Genomic DNA, 15,977 nt, shown 5'->3' with positions numbered 1-15,977 from the left:
ACAATATAAGCAAGATGTTCGCAGTTCGTCGAACAAATGAGAGGTGAATGCTGTGGGCAATATAACTTTTGGATCATTTATAGCCGAGAAACGCAAGGCGCACAAATTCAATTTACGCGATACAGCCAAGCATTTGAATATTGCTTACGGTTATCTGTGTGATATTGAGCAAAGCCGCCGTCCTGCACCCAATGGAGATTTTGTGGAACGCATCTCTGCCTTTCTGAATTTGGATAAATCAGAACATGAGTTGCTTTTGGATCTGGCTGCAAAATCACGCAATACAGTATCTGCTGATTTGCCAGACTATATCATGGAAAAAGATATTGTTCGGGCAGCCTTGCGTGTGGCAAAAGAAGTAGATGCTACCGATGAAGAATGGCAGACATTTATGAAAATGCTAAAGGAGCGTAAACGATAGGGGGGAGAGCTTTGTCAATTCCACAAATCCGTACAGAAGCAATCGAGGCAGTAGGGCGAAAAATCCTGATGGAATATGATCCCTCTCTGCTATCCGGGCAACCATGTCCTGTGCCAATCGAAACCATTATCGAGACAAAGTTTGATCTAATCCTGGAGTTTCATACACTAAGAAAAAACCCCAAGATATTAGGGGAAACAATTTTCGATGACGGTGCTGTTGTCTTATATGACCAGATACAGAGACAGTATCGAATGATTGCAGTAAGAGCCGGTACAATCTTAATTGATGAACGGCTTTGTGATCCGTCAAAATTAGGGCGGCTCCGTTTTACCTGTGCCCATGAGCTGGCTCATTGGGTACTACATAAGAAGTTGTACTCTGGTACTGGAGATGTTGCTGCTTATAACGGAAATGTTTCTTCCGACGAAAGTCATGGCATAATTGAGCGTCAGGCGGATACTCTGGCTTCTGCTCTGCTGATGCCTTTACCGCAGATCAAAAAATGTTTTTACCGGCTTAAAATAGGCCGGACAGATGAACAGCTCATTGCTGAAATGGCAAATATTTTTGAGGTTTCCAAGCAAGCAATGCAGATTCGTCTAAAATCCAGAAACCTGATATAACCAAATGGGGGAATAGAGAGAGGCACTGCCCTCTCTCACGCTCCTCTGCTATGCTATTTTGTACCTAATATGTTCGCAATATTGCGAACAAGGAGGGATGTTCTATGAGAAAAGAAAGCACAACAATCCAAAAATGTAACAGCAGGCTAACAGCTTTGGGGCTTAACAGCGACGCTGCGTTTCATAGAAGTAAGCTGATTCTAAAGATTTACCGTGATGTAGTCTGGGTTCTGAGTGAACGGGCAGAAGAATTACAAGAAACTGCTTGGATTATGGGAGAACAAGATATAGAGTCTGGCCTCTGCTATCTTGAAAATTTTGCACCAGATATTGAACTGCAAGCCTTTGAAGAAAAAGTTTGCTGCCTTGTTCAAAATCAAATGCTAGTCAATATTATTGACCGTGCACTCCTTCGTCTGAAACGGTATCCGGATCGAGGAGAACTTTACTATGAAATTTTGACTAAGCAATTTATCTATCGGTTCAACAGTACAGAGAAAGAATTGCTGGAAGAACTAAATATAGAGCGCAGTGTCTTTTATGACCGAAAACGAGAAGCCATCTATTTATTTTCTGTTTGCTTGTTTGGATATTCTATTCCAGAAGTCCTGGAGGAGCTGCCCCGACTAAATCCCGACTAAATCCCGACAAATCCCCGACCTAATCCCTACTCCCTTCCGACTTCCGACCTGCTATACTTGTTATAGTGGCAGGAATGCGCTAAATTGAATACTTTTCTACATAAGGCCCGGCATTAACCGGGCTTTTTTCATTCCTGCTGCAATATGGCGGCAGGAACATGGCTGGAGGTGAAAACACTTCCGGCCTTTTTCTTTGCCCGGTATTAGGAGGCCGGTATGCGCTGGGAGGCGTACATAGCAAAATATCCATGACACCGTTCAAATTCGCTGACTACCAAGAATTTGAACGGAGGAAAGGATATGACGAGAGTATTCATTTGGAAAAATAACAGCCCACAGGAATGGGAGGAAATCAGTTTTTCAGCGTTCAGTAAGGCACGCCGCAATGGTTGCTTTACTGGGCGCTTTTTTGTTGAAACAGTCAAAATGTTCCGTGATGAAGATGACCGCATTATCATGGAATGTTCTCGCAAAGATTTTGAAAAATACCAACAGGAGGACCGCCACAGCCGCTATCTCCAGGAACATGAGAAAAGTCGCTCTATATTCCCGGCTTCTCATGTGGGAGATCGTGACGGCACAGAGGAAGGTTATCAGGATACAGATTTGTTTGTGGATGAATCTGTTGATACTGCGGAACAAGCTATTCAGAATTTACTTCTTGAGGATTTACACCAAGCTCTATTGAAACTGAGTCCAGCAGAACGAGATTTTATATTGTCCTATTATGAAATGAAAATACCAAATGCAACTTGTTTAGCCCAACGATATGGTATTACTCGGCAAGCCGCAGATAAGCGATTGAAAAAAATTGAAGAAAAAATAAAAAAGTTGGTTGCGATTTTCTAAAAAAGTGGCAGTAGCAAGTGAGAGGGAAATCCTTTCACTTGCACCTTGACAACCTCATATACGAATCATTAAGTTTGATCCTCTTTGGGCGTAATAGCCGCTACATCAGCGGTATATTTTCTGAGAGCTGCCACTCGCATAACAGGCCAACCCATTTTTGCTGTATAGATGAGTTTTCGGTTTATCAGAAATATATCAGGCTGGAATACATCGGATGGCATCCGGTCATGGCATAACAAGGAGGAAAGCTCTCTTACAGCCATAGTCCGAGCGTGATAATAACCGTCGCAGGCCATGGGTAAGACCAAACGAAGTGGAGGTGAAACTCCTGAGAAGCAGGCCAGCCACCTGCGGCTTAATGATTACCCAAATCCCTGGGGTGTCGTGGACAAGTAAGGGATAAAACAGGCGCTAAATTGAAGGAGACTCTGTAATTTGCAGAGCCTCCTTCTTACATAATCAAATCTCAAAACATAGGAGGATGAACATGAAAGAAGATTGGATTTATAAGCGTGGGGATTTATATTATGCCAATTTGAACCCTTATTTTGGATCAGAGCAAGGCGGCACCCGTCCTGTCCTGGTTCTTCAAAACAATGTGGGGAATTTTTTCTGCCCCACTTTGATCGTAGCTCCACTCACCAGTAAATGGATTAAGAAAAAGGAGCTGCCCACACACTATGCACTGGAGAGCGTTCCAGAGCTTGGACTGAAATCTGTTGTTCTGCTGGAGCAAATTAAAACGATTGATAAAAGGCGTGTTTTATCGTACATTGGGCGCGTATCTCGCGAAGAAATGAGAGCGATTGATGATGCTCTGCAAGTTAGTTTAGATATTCATATTCCGGAGGAAATGGAGGCTCCGTAAGGCCACTTACCGGATAAAGGAGGCGTTTTTATGTTTGAAGCAAGAATTGCGGAATTGAACCGCTTTAATGAACAAAATCCTGTCAGCTATGACAAAAGAACCTATACGGTCGATGAGATTCAGGACATTCTGGGTATCAGTCGTCCCACAGCATATAATCTGGTAAAACAGGGTGTATTCCACAGCGTCAGAGTCGGCGGTCATATCCGCATTTCCAAAAAGAGCTTTGATGACTGGCTGGATCACGCAGATGAATGATTTGTCAAGGATGCCGATCTCCAAATCGACATCCTTAACTTTTTTTCTGCTTTCTCTTACAATGAGGCCATAGCAAGAAAAACTTTATAGAGGAGGCAAAAGCCATGCGAAAACAAAGAGTAAAGACCAGTATGTCTGTACCAGAGATGGGCAAAATGCTTGGGCTTGGTAAAGTAGAATCCTACTGGTTGGTTAAAAAGAACTATTTCAAAACAATTCAAGTGGCCGGACGAATGAGAGTTATGCTGGATAGCTTTGAAGATTGGTATGCCGGCCAGTTCCACTATAAAAAAGTGGATGGTACACCGCCCGGAGAGAAATGGAGGCATACTACGATGTCAGTTCCGGAAATGGCGGATCTTTTGGGGCTGAAATCTGGCACAGCTTATGACCTTGTTAAAAGGGGCTATTTTGAGACGACCTTGATTGATCGAAGAATTCGTATCATTACCAGCAGTTTTGAAGCCTGGTATCAAAAGCAAACTCATTATGTGAAAATCTCAGAAAGGAGCAATGAAAATGGCATCTATCGTGAAGCGTAAAAGCAAATATTCTGTGGTGTATGATTACACAGATGAAAACGGAAAACGCAGACAGCGTTGGGAAACCTTCAGCACAAATGCAGAAGCAAAAAAACGAAAAAAGCAAATTGAGTATGAGCAGGACTCTGGAACCTTCTTTATTCCTACGGCAAAGACCCTGAACGATCTGCTCGATGAATATATGTCCATCTATGGTGTAAATACCTGGGCAATGTCAACATATGAAAGCCGCCGTGGTCTGGCGAGAAACTACATAACTCCTATTATCGGAGATATGTTACTATCCGACATCACTCCAAGGATGATGGATAAGTATTACCGTGATCTGCTCTCTGTGAAAACGGTAAGCGTCAACAACCGCAAACCCACAAGCGAATATCTGACCCCGCATACAGTAAGAGAAATTCACAAGCTACTTCGCAGTGCCTTTAATCAGGCGGTGCGTTGGGAACTAATCAGCCGTAACCCTGTCCTGAATGCGACACTTCCCAAAGAAGAACATAAAGAACGGGATATATGGACTGCCGAAACGCTGAGCAAGGCTATGGAAGTCTGTGATGATCCTATCCTCTCCCTTGCCTTAAATCTGGCGTTCTCCTGCTCTTTACGCATTGGTGAAATGCTGGGCCTTACCTGGGACTGCATTGATATTGCACCACAGAGCATAGAAAATGGTTCAGCTTATATATTCGTCAACAAAGAGCTGCAACGGGTTACACGAGGTGCATTGGACGATTTGAGCGACAAAGGTGTTATTAAGAAGTTTCCACCTTGCATAGCCAGTACCCATACTGCTCTGGTCCTGAAAGAGCCTAAAACCAAAACCAGTATTCGCCGCGTGTACCTGCCGAAAACAGTTGCCTATATGCTGGTAGAGAGAAAAAAAGAAATTGATGAGCTGATGGATCTGTTTGGAGATGAATACATCGACAATAACCTGGTCTTTTGCTCCAGCAATGGCCGTCCGATGGAAAGCCAGGTGATTAACCGTGCTTTCAATAAACTTATCAAAGAAAACGGACTGCCTCATGTTGTATTCCATTCTCTCCGTCACTCCAGTATCACCTACAAGCTGAAACTCAATGGTGGCGATATGAAATCCGTCCAGGGCGACTCTGGTCATGCTCAGGTAAAAATGGTTGCAGATGTCTACTCTCACATCATCGACGAGGATCGCTGCATAAACGCTCAGCGATTGGAGGAAGCATTTTACTCATCCAAGACTCCTGACCCTGTTGAAGATACAGAGCCTAAAACTGCGGATACTGCCGTCACTGAAAGTGATGAAAGTGATGCAGCGAAGATACTGGAACTGCTTAAAAATCCCGAAACTGCCGCACTGCTCAAGCAGCTGGCAAAAGCTTTATAAAGTCCCTCCCTCAGAAGAACGCCTCTCACTTTGTGAGAGGTTTTCTTCGTTTGAACCACTTTGCACAGTGACCAAACACTTTTTTTGTTAGCAAGGTTCTGAAAGCATTTTTGAGCGATGTTAGCAAATTCGCGATTTTGTTTGCAACTTCCTCTAATTTCTGCTAACAAATGTTTGCAAGTTCCTTTGGTAAAAATCGAACCTCTGACTTACCGCCTTTCTTAGCAAAAGGCCAAATCTCGTTAGCAAATGTTAGCAAACCAAGGTTTTTTGCAAAAAAGCCACAAAAGCCGCAGAAATAAGAAAAGCCGAAAACCCTGATAAATCAAAGGTTTTCGGCGTGTTTGCTGGCGTCCCTGGCGGGATTCGAACCCACGGCCTTTCGCTTAGGAGAACAAATAACTCTTTGTCCTACGATTCCCTTACACTACATTCCGCTTCGTTTTGTGTCAATTTAGCCCAATGAATTTTTGGTTTCTCACGCCGTTTTGTGTCATTCTGCACAGTTTCAAGGCGCTGGAATACCTTTCGCGCAATTAGCAAAAAATTAGCAGACGGCATTTTTGAGCTTTTGTAAAAACGCAAATTAGCAGATTATTAGCAGAGCGGCCCGCCCGGGGTGTGTTATTTTTATACGCATCCCGGGCTATTTTATCATTTTTATGCAATAGAATCAATCTTAAAATAGGAGGTTTCCATGCCGGCTTATCAATTACAGATCAAACAGGTCGTGGATTACCCACGATGCCGGATTTATCGGCAATTCGTCCATCGGCTGATGGCAGACCGGAGCATTCGCACAAGCGGAGGCTCTGGTCTTTTTTATTTTACCGTGCTTTGCAGCTACGCAAACTTCCGCACTTCATACCGCCGCATTGATGGTATTAGCTATACCATCTATCCGGGCGAATGGGTCTGCACACTCAAGGAAGTGTCCCAATGGTTTCGCACACGGTTTCAATGCCAGGCGTTGACAGTGCTGGAACAACTGCAGAAACAGCACTTTATCACTTTTCATACACTGGATCGCGGCAATGTGATCCGCTATAAAATTTGCGACTGGGCGCGGCATAACACGGTGCTTGAATATAATGCTCCCTGCCAAAAGGATACCGGCTTTTTCTTTCTGCCCGTTTCCGTTGTCACAGATCTCATCAGCACAAGCCGATGCTCCGAAATGGATATTATTCTGGACCTCTGGGTTTCAGCCGTCTACAACGATAATCAGGTACAGGGGTCAGACCTGGGGCCAGTAGTCTATTTCCGCAACGGCACCGGCAATCCTCTTGTTGCCTACACTGAACTGGCTGTCCGCTGGGGGGTGTCCCGGGCGACAGTCGGCCGCGTCCTCAAAAAGCTGGCCGCACTGGACTATATCTCCCTTATGTCCTTCCCGGGCCGACACGGCAGCGTGGTCTATTTGAAAAATTACCTGTCCACCATGTTTGAAATATCGGATGTTATGGTGGACAAAGAGGAGGTCGCTATGACGCTCAACATCCATTTGGAACTCCCCGATGAATCAGGCTCCAGCCAAAACACACCAAGTATAGAGCATGAGGTTATCGTTTCAAACGAACTCAATAGCGTTTCAAAATCGCACATTGAAATTATCATCCAAAAGATGGCTCAAATCCTGATGGCACAAGGGATTTCGTGCTTTGGTTGTCCCCTCTCCCGCTATAAGTTATATCCCTTATCGGGCGACTGCCGGGAAGATTTACTACCCCGCGCACGGGAACAGTCAACGCTCTGTTTTGGCTTGTCCATTCTGTGCGGGAACAGGCAGGTCACCACTTTTGAACTTACACTCTCTCCCGTCGCGGAGAATTGAATAAGGAGGTCTTACCATGAAGAAATTTGTTGAAAAAGATGTCGCAGAAAACCCGCTGTACCATGATACCTGGAAACTGTTGAAAAAATACCGCGATGTGGTGTGGAGCCTGGAAATTTCTGTCCAGCATGTGCGTTCCAAGTTTGAGATCGAATACGGCACATCCATCGAGGAATTTCTGGATTCCATCTATCTGGCCGGCGCCGATCTGAATGGGAGCGATATTGAACACCATGCTAAGTGCATTGAGCGCAGCCACAAAATGCTGAAACTTTTGGATTCAGCAGTCGAATTGCTTCGTACCCGCCACAAGAACGGCGAGGCCTATTACTGGCTGCTTTACTACTCCTTCCTCTCCCCGCAGCAACTCAAAAATGTGGAGGAGATCATCGAGAATTTGCGTCCGCATATCCGGGACATCTCATTCCGTACTTACTACCGCAGGCGCAGGGAAGCCATTGACGCACTCAGTTCCGTACTATGGGGGTACACCTCCAAAGACAGTTTGGATATGCTGGAACAGTTCTTTCCAGCGCCAAAACCAGATGAAAAGGCCAAGGGCAAATAATTGGCAGAATACGGGAATGAAATTGGCGCATTCCTGCCCTTGAGCCGTAAATCCTGGTGTGCTAAACTGAATATGCTCAAACTTGCACCCAAAACTGAATGCAGGCAGTGAACGGCACCTTTTTCAAGGTGCTTTTTTGCTGCCCTAATGACCGGCCGATTGGGGAGGGAGCCCGCATCTATTACAAGAGCTGCGGGCTCCTCTTTTGTTTGAGTCCCGCATATTACATTTGGATTGGAGGTCCGAAAATTGAAAAAACGCAAGATTCCTCACCAAAAGCGAAACGGCGATACCAGCCCTCCGCGCCGTTTTTCCATTGGCAGAATCGCTTATATGGCGTTTCTGTGTCCCACCGTCTCATTGATGTTCAGCCAGCCGGCCTTTGCCGCAACCGATGTTTGGACAAAGGCCACAGAAATCATGCAGGATGTCTACACGCAGATCCTCGCTATCTCCACGATTGCGGCCATTGTGACCGCTTCGGTAGCATTGCTGCTCATGAATTTCTCCCGTTCTGGTAAAACGGTGGATGAAAGCAGAGCTTGGCTCAAACGAATTGTTATCACCTGGGCCATCTTAAACAGTCTGGGCTTTATCATGTCCTATATCGTCCCCTTCTTTGAGGGTGGTCAGTGGGCAGGTTGATCGGCATCACATTGATACCCGACGAAAGGAGGCATGACCTATGGGTATTCTGGACGGCATTGTTGAATGGATTGCAGAGCAGGTCATGGCGGGCCTTGACTTGATAACCACCTCGGTTTTGGGGGCACTGGGCTGCGATATGGCGGTATTTCTGCGCTACTTTCCCGCAGCCGAAACGATGTACAGCGTTTTTGTGGCACTGGGCATCGGTATCATTCTCCTTAACTGGGTGTGGCAGCTGTTCAAGAACTTTGGCCTGGGAGCCGGTATTGAAGCGGAAGACCCGCTCAAATTGAGCATCCGGTCCGTCATTTTTATTCTTTTAGCGTTCTTCTCCAATGAGATTGTCAGCATGATCCTGACCATCGGCGGCACACCGTATAACTGGATTATGGATTCGGAGCTGCCGGCACTCAGTTTTGCGGATTTCAATTCTGTCATGCTGGTCATCATCGGGGTGTGCGCCAATGGGGCTGTGGCCCTTATCACTCTGATTTTAGTCATCATTCTGGCGTGGAACTACCTGAAGTTGCTGCTGGAAGCGGCAGAGCGATATGTATTGCTCGGCGTGCTGGTCTATACGGCTCCAGTAGCCTTTTCCATGGGGGCAAGCCAGACAACATCAAACATCTGGAAATCCTGGTGCCGGATGCTGGGCGGTCAGATTTTTCTTCTGCTGATGAACGCCTGGTGCCTGCGCCTGTTCACGAGCATGGTTGGTTCGTTTATCTCCAACCCGCTCTCTTTGTAAGGAGGGCCATTTTGAAAAGACTCAAGAAAATTTTGTTCCTTGCGCTGATGGTCGCAGCTCTCTCCTGTCTGTTCTGCCAGCCTGCTTTCGCTATTTCGGAGGAAGAAGTCCAGGCACAAGTGGACGCCGTAGGCAAAGAAGCCGTTTCGGGGAATGTGCTGATCTGGTTTATGTGCGCAATCGGATTTCTTAAAGTATCACAGAAGATCGATTCTTTTATGGCAAGTCTGGGCGTCAATGTCGGCCATACCGGAGGCAGTATGCTGGCGGAGGCTATGATTGCGGCCAGGGGATTCAGCGGATTTAAGAGCTTTGCCAGCAATCACTTTGCGGGAGGCCGCAGCAGTCATTCCTCCCATGTCCGTGCAAACGGTGGCGGAAAAGGCGGTGCTGGATTCGGCGCTGGTTTTGCCAGCGGTGGCTTGGCCGGCGTGATTAAAAGGAATGTTACCAATAATGCGGTCAAAACGGCCACAACGCCCCCGGATGCCAAGCCCTCCGGATTAAGTGGGCTGGTCGGCGGCGCTGCAGGCGGCATCGGTGGACATATCTACGCCTCCTCCGTAAGCAAAGGAGGCAATTTTGCCAACAATGTCATAGGATCGGTTGCTACCGGGAGTATCACCCAGATGGGAACTATGACCGGGGATAAAGCTGTAGAAGCTCTGCATTCCTACATGGGTCATGCGGCATTGGAGCCCGGGGCCGAGAATATTCCCACTTATCAGAATGTGGAGATTGGCGGCGGCCGCATTACCGGCACAGAAGTCACTCCGGAGCATCCAGAAGGCATCGCTTTTGGTATGTATCATGCAGACCAGTATGTGGCGCCGGAAGGCCAATACACAACCGTTCACGCTGTAGATGGTACTGCCTGGTATAAGCAGTATGCCGCGGATGCGGTTGAAAAATCCCCCTATATGGCACCGGACGGCTCGATTGCCTATCACGAATCCATCGTGAAGAAACTGCCGCCTACTCCCAAAAGAAAGGACAAACTCTAATGGCTGAAGAACAAAAAAACAGCTCCGCCGAAACAGTAGATGCTGCGGCCTCTGCCGCACATACGGTCAAAGGCGCTATCAAAGCTGGCAAGGCCATCTCTGGAGCAGCGAAAGGCGCTGCCGCCGCCGGCCCCTATGGGGCTGTGGCTGGGGCCGTCTGGGCCGGCCGAAAGCACATCGGCAAAATCATTGCCGTCATTGCCATTCTGCTTTTGCTGCCTGTCCTTTTCCTCCTGATGCTGCCCGGCCTGATTTTTGGAGGGCTGGTCAATGCCTTTTCACCAGCTGATCCTGACACGCCTATCCTCAACAGCGAAACCGCCATCGTAGAAAACGCCAACGACATTACCTTTGCCATCAACGCCATTCTGGGTGAGGCGCTGGATGATGTGATGGCCCGTATCGAAGTGGACTTTGCCTCTTCTGGCGCCGACAAAATGGAGGTCAAAAACCCCTATTCTTCCGGCCTGGTCTACAACGCCAACCTCATCGTTTCACAGTATTGCGCTGCCCGGGATGAAGACTTTGAGAGCATTTCGCTGGATGACCTGTCCACTGTCCTGCGGGAGAACAAAGAGCATCTATACTCTTATACCAGTGTGCGGGAGAGCCGTGAGGTCACATCCGAAGATCCGGAGACCGGTGAGGAAACCATCTCCACCGAGATCTGGATGATCTATACCATTCGCTACAACGGCGAGTCTTATCTTGCCGACCATGTTTTCGCGCTTACGGATGAGCAGAAAGAACTGGCGTCCGATTATGCCTCTAACCTAAGTCTCTTTTTAGGCGACGGCCTGCTGCAAAATGTGGACGAGTGGACAGGGAACAGTATCCCCTCCCTTGGAGATGTAACCTTTACCGACGGCGGGACCCCGGTTGTTTATTACAATCAGCTGGATGAACGCTATGCCAGTCAACCCTATGGCACCGATAACATCGGCGGCTATGGGTGCGGGCCCACCGCCATGGCAATCGTGGTTTCCTCCCTCACGGACGATATGGTAGACCCGGTGGAAATGGCAAAGTGGTCATATGACAATGGCTATTGGTGCAAAAGCAGCGGCTCTTATCACGCATTGATCCCTGCTGCTGCGGAGGAATGGGGCCTTCCGGTATCCGGCTGCACGACTTCCGAGCCCCAGCGGATTCTGGACGCTCTCGCAGATGGCAAGCTGGTCGTGGCAATTATGTCCGAAGGCCATTTTACCTCATCCGGCCACTTCATTGTTCTCCGTGGCGTAAAAGACGGCCAGATCATGGTGGCTGACCCGGCCAGTTACAAGCGAAGCGGGCAGTTGTGGGATCTGTCCATCATCTTAAATGAAGCAAGCCGCCGTGCGGCAGCAGGCGGTCCTTTCTGGATTATTGGCTGACCGCACCGCACCCCGGCATCAGAAACGAGGTAATACATGAGCAACAAGAATGACCATGATATTTATATCATACCGCCGAACTTCATAGAAACAGGCACTTTTTTTGGCGGTATGTTCCGTGCGCGGAATGTGATTGAAGCCGGCATCCTGGCACTTGCCATTGGGACGCCGGTTTTTTTGTGCCTTCCATTTGGGCTGACCGCCCGCATTATTGCTTTATGCCTGACTGCGCTCCCGGTGGCATTGGTTGCCCTCATTGGCATTTCAGGGGAAAGTCTCTCGCAGTTTCTGATCACTTTTCTGAAATACCTGCGGAATCGCCGCGTTGTCGGCGGTGACGGTGAACAGCCCTGTGAAAAAACGGCTCCCTCCAAATCAGCCGGCAAGCATCTCAAACAGAAGCCTCCAAAGGAGAGAAAGCCCAAGGCGCCGAAGCGCCGGCGGTCTGGTGAAGCAGATTTCCCCGCTGAGTTTGATGAAGTCCGCGGATATGAAATCCGTGAAAAGCTCCGGCCCAAGAAAAATGCTAAAAAGGATCGTCCTGCCAAGGGCAATAAGGCAAAAAAGAACGCAAAAAAGCGCCATGAAAAGGAACGCCTGCCCAAACGCCCCGCCCGTGTCAAGGAGCAGAAGCCCGCCTGCCTCAATCCAGTGGCGGATTATCTGCCCATTGAGAAAGTGGAGAACGGCATTATCTATACCAAAGACCATCGCTTTGTCAAGGTGGTCGAAGTTGTCCCCATCAACTTTATGCTGCGCAGCGCCCGGGAACAGAGGAATATCATCTACTCCTTCGTTTCGTACCTGAAGATCTCGCCCATCAAGCTCCAAATCAAGGTTCTGACCCGCCGTGCGGACATCAACCGCCACCTGGACACGGTGCGCCAGGAGATGGCCCATGAGGAAAACGAGCAGTGCCGCTTGATGCAGGAGGATTACCTGAACTTTGTGCAGCAGGTCGGCTCCCGGGAAGCTGTGACCCGGCGGTTTTTCCTGATTTTCGAGTATGAGCCCTGGGCCAATACCCGGCGCTCCGAACAGGAAGATGAGGCAATCCAATCTCTCCAAAGTGCTGTCCACACGGCATCCAATTACCTGCGTCAATGCGGCAACGAGGTCGTTGTCCACGAAAACGAGGACGAATTTACCGTAGATGTTTTCTATAATTTGTTGTGCCGAAATGAAAGTGCGGTCAAGCCCCTGTCGGTACGGGCACAGGAAATTGTGGCACAGTATCTCGACAAGGGGCGGGAGGGCGAGATTGACCGCATCCCGGCGGCTGAATTTGCTGCTCCCAAAAGCATCGACTTCACCCATGGACGGTATCTCTGCATAGACGGGCTGTACTATACTTATCTGCTCGTCCCATCAGATGGTTACAAAACACAGGTGCCCGCGGGCTGGCTGAGTTTGATCGTCAATGCCGGTGATGGCATTGACCTCGATATGTTTCTTTCACGCCAACCCAAAGAGCGCATTATTCAGCGGGTCGGCCAGCAGCTCCGCATCAACCGGTCAAAAATCAAGGATGCCAGCGACACGAACACGGACTTCGATGATATAGACGGCGCTATTCGGAGCGGCTATTTTCTGAAGGAGGGCCTTGCGAATAACGAAGATTTCTATTATCTCAACTTGTTGATTACTGTGACTGCCCCTTCTGTGGAGGACCTGGAGTGGAAGGCCAGCGAAATAAAAAAGCTCCTGCTTTCGCAGGATATGGATGTCTGCAACTGCCATTTTCGGGAGGAGCAGGCATTTTGTTCTGCCCTCCCGCTGGTTTCCATGGAAAAGGGACTGTTCGAGCGTGGTAAGCGCAACCTGTTGACTGGAGGCGCGGCCAGCTGCTATCCGTTCACTTCGTTTGAGATGTGCGATGACAATGGAATCCTTCTGGGGGTCAACAAATATAACAGTTCCCTCATCATCGTGGATATTTTCAACTCTGCGATTTACAAGAACGCCAATATGGCGATCCTGGGTACCAGCGGCGCAGGCAAGACCTTTACGATGCAGCTCATGGCGTTAAGAATGAGGCGGAAAAACATTCCCGTTTTCATCATTGCACCGTTGAAGGGGCACGAATTCCACCGTGCCTGTGCCAATGTAGGCGGGGAGTTTATCCAGATTTCCCCGGCCAGCCCGCACTGCATCAATGTGATGGAGATCCGCAAGGTGGATCGGTCGGTCAGTGAGCTTCTGGACGGGCCGGGAATCCAGCTCTCCGAACTGGCCGCCAAAATCCAGCAACTCCACATATTTTTCAGTCTGTTGATCCCTGATATGTCTCACGAGGAACGACAGCTGTTGGATGAGGCTCTGATCCGCACCTACAATTCCAAAGGTATCACTCATGACAACGCCTCATTGGAAGACCCGGCCAATCCGGGCTACTACCGGGAGATGCCGGTGCTGGGCGATTTATATGAGATTTTGAAGGCCGCCCCGGAAACCACTCGCATGGCCCATATCCTCAACCGTCTGGTGAATGGCTCCGCCAGTACCTTTAACAAGCAGACCAATGTGCGGCTGGATAATAAGTACACCGTACTGGATATTTCCTCGCTTACTGGTGATTTGCTGACTGTGGGGATGTTCGTGGCCCTTGATTTCGTTTGGGACCGCGCCAAAGCTGACCGCACCGAGGAAAAAGCCATTTTTATTGACGAGTGCTGGCAGCTTCTTTCCGGCGCAGGCGCCACGGGTACCAGGCTGGCCGGTGATTTCGTTTTGGAAATTTTCAAGACGATTCGCGGCTTCGGTGGATCAGCGATCTGCGCCAGCCAGGACCTTAACGACTTTTTCAATCTGGACGAAGGCCGTTTCGGGAAAGGCATCATCAACAACAGCAAGACTAAGATCATTCTCAATCTGGAGGATGACGAAGCGGAGCGTGTCCAGGAAACCCTCCATCTCTCTGACGCAGAAACGATGGAGGTCACACACTTTGAGCGCGGCAGCGGTCTGATCTCCACCAATAACAACAATATCATGGTGGAGTTCAAGGCCAGTCCATTGGAAAAAGATCTCATAACCACAGACCGCAGGGAACTGCGGGAGCTTTTGGAGCGCAAGCGCCAAGAACAAGCTGATTCCGCTTAAAAGGCATTTTCTCTGGGAGGTGCGGAAGCGCCTCCCTTTATTGCGCGGAGTAGTGTAAAGAACATGGTTGGATGCTTTACCAACAGACGGCGGGGCAGTACCGTCCTCCGCAACCATTTAGAATTTTATATGAGGTGAGTCCAATGTATTCGACAATAAAGTAATCAAACAATGAATTTAGAGGTGATATAAAGCGAGTTTAAGAGTTTCTTTAAGCAAGTTGGAGGCAATGAAGGCGACAAATGCAAATATAACACCCGTTTAGATACTTACGGCTGCGGCTGTCAACACAACTGTAACTACTGCTATGCCCGTTCATTGCTTCATTTTCGTGGATTATGGGATGCGGCGCATCCTCGTGTTGCAGACATTGAAAAGGTCCGGCGGAAAATCCGCAGTCTCCCATCCGGAAGCATCATCAGGCTTGGAGGCATGACAGACTGTTTTCAGCCCTGTGAACTCCAGTACCGCACTACCTACCAGACCATCCAGGAGATGAATCTATGCAGGGTAAGCTATCTCATCGTCACGAAGTCTGCACTTCCCGCTGCCCCGGAGTATTTAGAGATCTTGGACAAGGAACTGGCCCATATTCAAATTACCGTGACCTGCCTGGACGATGCACAAACCGCCCAATTTGAAAAGGCCAGTCCTCCCAGCCAGCGCATCCGCGCAATTCAGGCTCTGCAAGCGGAAGGGTATGATGTGGCAATCCGATTAAGCCCCATCATCGAGGAATACATGGATTTCGACAAGCTGAATGATTTGGGAATTGAGCGGTGTGTGGTTGAATTTCTGCGCGTCAATTCGTGGATTAAGCAGTGGTTTCGGGGTGTTGATTTCTCTAAATATACCGTGCGGCAGGGAGGCTACTATCATCTTCCTTTGAAAGAAAAGCAGCGGATCGTGGAAAAAAATCCATATTCCGCAGAAGACAATCTGTGAAGATGTAACGGAACACTATCAATTCTGGAGGGATTTTGTAAATCCCAATAAAGAGGATTGCTGTAATCTCCGGAAAACGCATCATTGACAGTTCCAATACGCCTATAAGACGCCTTTTTTTCCTACTATTCTCGAAAAACGCCGGATTGACGCTCTAATGGCGTCTTTCCACAATTCC

The 15,977-nt window shown here is 48.4% G+C and carries 16 protein-coding genes; all 16 read left to right on the top strand.

Annotated features, from left to right (window positions below; genetic code table 11):
- Positions 1-52: 52 nt before the first annotated feature.
- The 16 genes from BLA28_RS07395 to BLA28_RS07315 all read left to right on the top strand — a co-directional run bounded on the left by BLA28_RS07395 (position 53) and on the right by BLA28_RS07315 (position 15,799).
- Positions 53-421 (top strand): helix-turn-helix domain-containing protein, encoded by a 369-nt coding sequence (locus tag BLA28_RS07395; protein WP_002569119.1) that lies wholly within the window; start codon positions 53-55, stop codon positions 419-421.
- Positions 422-432: 11 nt separating this feature from the next.
- Complete coding sequence (locus BLA28_RS07390) at positions 433-1,047, top strand: ImmA/IrrE family metallo-endopeptidase (RefSeq protein ID WP_002592912.1); 615 nt, start codon at positions 433-435, stop codon at positions 1,045-1,047.
- A 104-nt stretch (positions 1,048-1,151) separates the two neighbouring features.
- Positions 1,152-1,688: a hypothetical protein gene (locus tag BLA28_RS07385; RefSeq protein ID WP_002592913.1), complete on the top strand. Its 537-nt coding sequence runs from the start codon at positions 1,152-1,154 to the stop codon at positions 1,686-1,688.
- Positions 1,689-1,988: 300 nt separating this feature from the next.
- The gene (locus BLA28_RS07380; RefSeq protein ID WP_006059623.1) at positions 1,989-2,537 is read left to right on the top strand and encodes a sigma-70 family RNA polymerase sigma factor; all 549 of its coding nucleotides are present in this window, start codon (positions 1,989-1,991) and stop codon (positions 2,535-2,537) included.
- 487 nt (positions 2,538-3,024) lie between these two features.
- Positions 3,025-3,405 carry a type II toxin-antitoxin system PemK/MazF family toxin gene (locus BLA28_RS07370; protein WP_002569115.1) on the top strand — a complete coding sequence of 127 codons (381 nt, stop codon included), beginning with the start codon at positions 3,025-3,027 and terminating at the stop codon, positions 3,403-3,405.
- A gap of 30 nt (positions 3,406-3,435) precedes the next feature.
- Complete coding sequence (locus BLA28_RS07365) at positions 3,436-3,663, top strand: helix-turn-helix domain-containing protein (RefSeq protein WP_002569114.1); 228 nt, start codon at positions 3,436-3,438, stop codon at positions 3,661-3,663.
- Between the two features lie 104 nt (positions 3,664-3,767).
- Positions 3,768-4,205 carry a helix-turn-helix domain-containing protein gene (locus BLA28_RS07360; protein ID WP_007862347.1) on the top strand — a complete coding sequence of 146 codons (438 nt, stop codon included), beginning with the start codon at positions 3,768-3,770 and terminating at the stop codon, positions 4,203-4,205.
- Positions 4,183-5,574 carry a tyrosine-type recombinase/integrase gene (locus BLA28_RS07355; RefSeq protein WP_007862346.1) on the top strand — a complete coding sequence of 464 codons (1,392 nt, stop codon included), beginning with the start codon at positions 4,183-4,185 and terminating at the stop codon, positions 5,572-5,574. The genes BLA28_RS07360 and BLA28_RS07355 overlap by 23 nt, the downstream gene beginning before the upstream one ends.
- A gap of 697 nt (positions 5,575-6,271) precedes the next feature.
- The gene (locus BLA28_RS07350) at positions 6,272-7,408 is read left to right on the top strand and encodes a MarR family transcriptional regulator (protein ID WP_009258069.1); all 1,137 of its coding nucleotides are present in this window, start codon (positions 6,272-6,274) and stop codon (positions 7,406-7,408) included.
- A 16-nt stretch (positions 7,409-7,424) separates the two neighbouring features.
- The gene (locus BLA28_RS07345; protein WP_009258068.1) at positions 7,425-7,976 is read left to right on the top strand and encodes a hypothetical protein; all 552 of its coding nucleotides are present in this window, start codon (positions 7,425-7,427) and stop codon (positions 7,974-7,976) included.
- 333 nt (positions 7,977-8,309) lie between these two features.
- The gene (locus BLA28_RS07340; protein ID WP_227123557.1) at positions 8,310-8,621 is read left to right on the top strand and encodes a fimbrial protein; all 312 of its coding nucleotides are present in this window, start codon (positions 8,310-8,312) and stop codon (positions 8,619-8,621) included.
- 40 nt (positions 8,622-8,661) lie between these two features.
- Positions 8,662-9,372: a hypothetical protein gene (locus tag BLA28_RS07335; RefSeq protein WP_009258066.1), complete on the top strand. Its 711-nt coding sequence runs from the start codon at positions 8,662-8,664 to the stop codon at positions 9,370-9,372.
- A gap of 11 nt (positions 9,373-9,383) precedes the next feature.
- Positions 9,384-10,376 (top strand): hypothetical protein, encoded by a 993-nt coding sequence (locus BLA28_RS07330; RefSeq protein ID WP_009258065.1) that lies wholly within the window; start codon positions 9,384-9,386, stop codon positions 10,374-10,376.
- Positions 10,376-11,752 (top strand): C39 family peptidase, encoded by a 1,377-nt coding sequence (locus BLA28_RS07325; RefSeq protein WP_071698952.1) that lies wholly within the window; start codon positions 10,376-10,378, stop codon positions 11,750-11,752. Before BLA28_RS07330 ends, BLA28_RS07325 begins: the two co-directional genes overlap by 1 nt.
- Before the next feature lie 36 nt (positions 11,753-11,788).
- Positions 11,789-14,854, top strand: coding sequence for a VirB4 family type IV secretion system protein (locus BLA28_RS07320; protein ID WP_071698951.1), 3,066 nt, complete (start codon positions 11,789-11,791; stop codon positions 14,852-14,854).
- 318 nt (positions 14,855-15,172) lie between these two features.
- Positions 15,173-15,799 (top strand): radical SAM family protein, encoded by a 627-nt coding sequence (locus BLA28_RS07315; RefSeq protein WP_242955403.1) that lies wholly within the window; start codon positions 15,173-15,175, stop codon positions 15,797-15,799.
- Positions 15,800-15,977: the final 178 nt, after the last annotated feature.

The organism is Eisenbergiella tayi, assembly GCF_001881565.1.
GTDB lineage: Bacteria > Bacillota > Clostridia > Lachnospirales > Lachnospiraceae > Eisenbergiella > Eisenbergiella tayi.
This window is presented reverse-complemented; position numbering and strand designations above follow the sequence as displayed.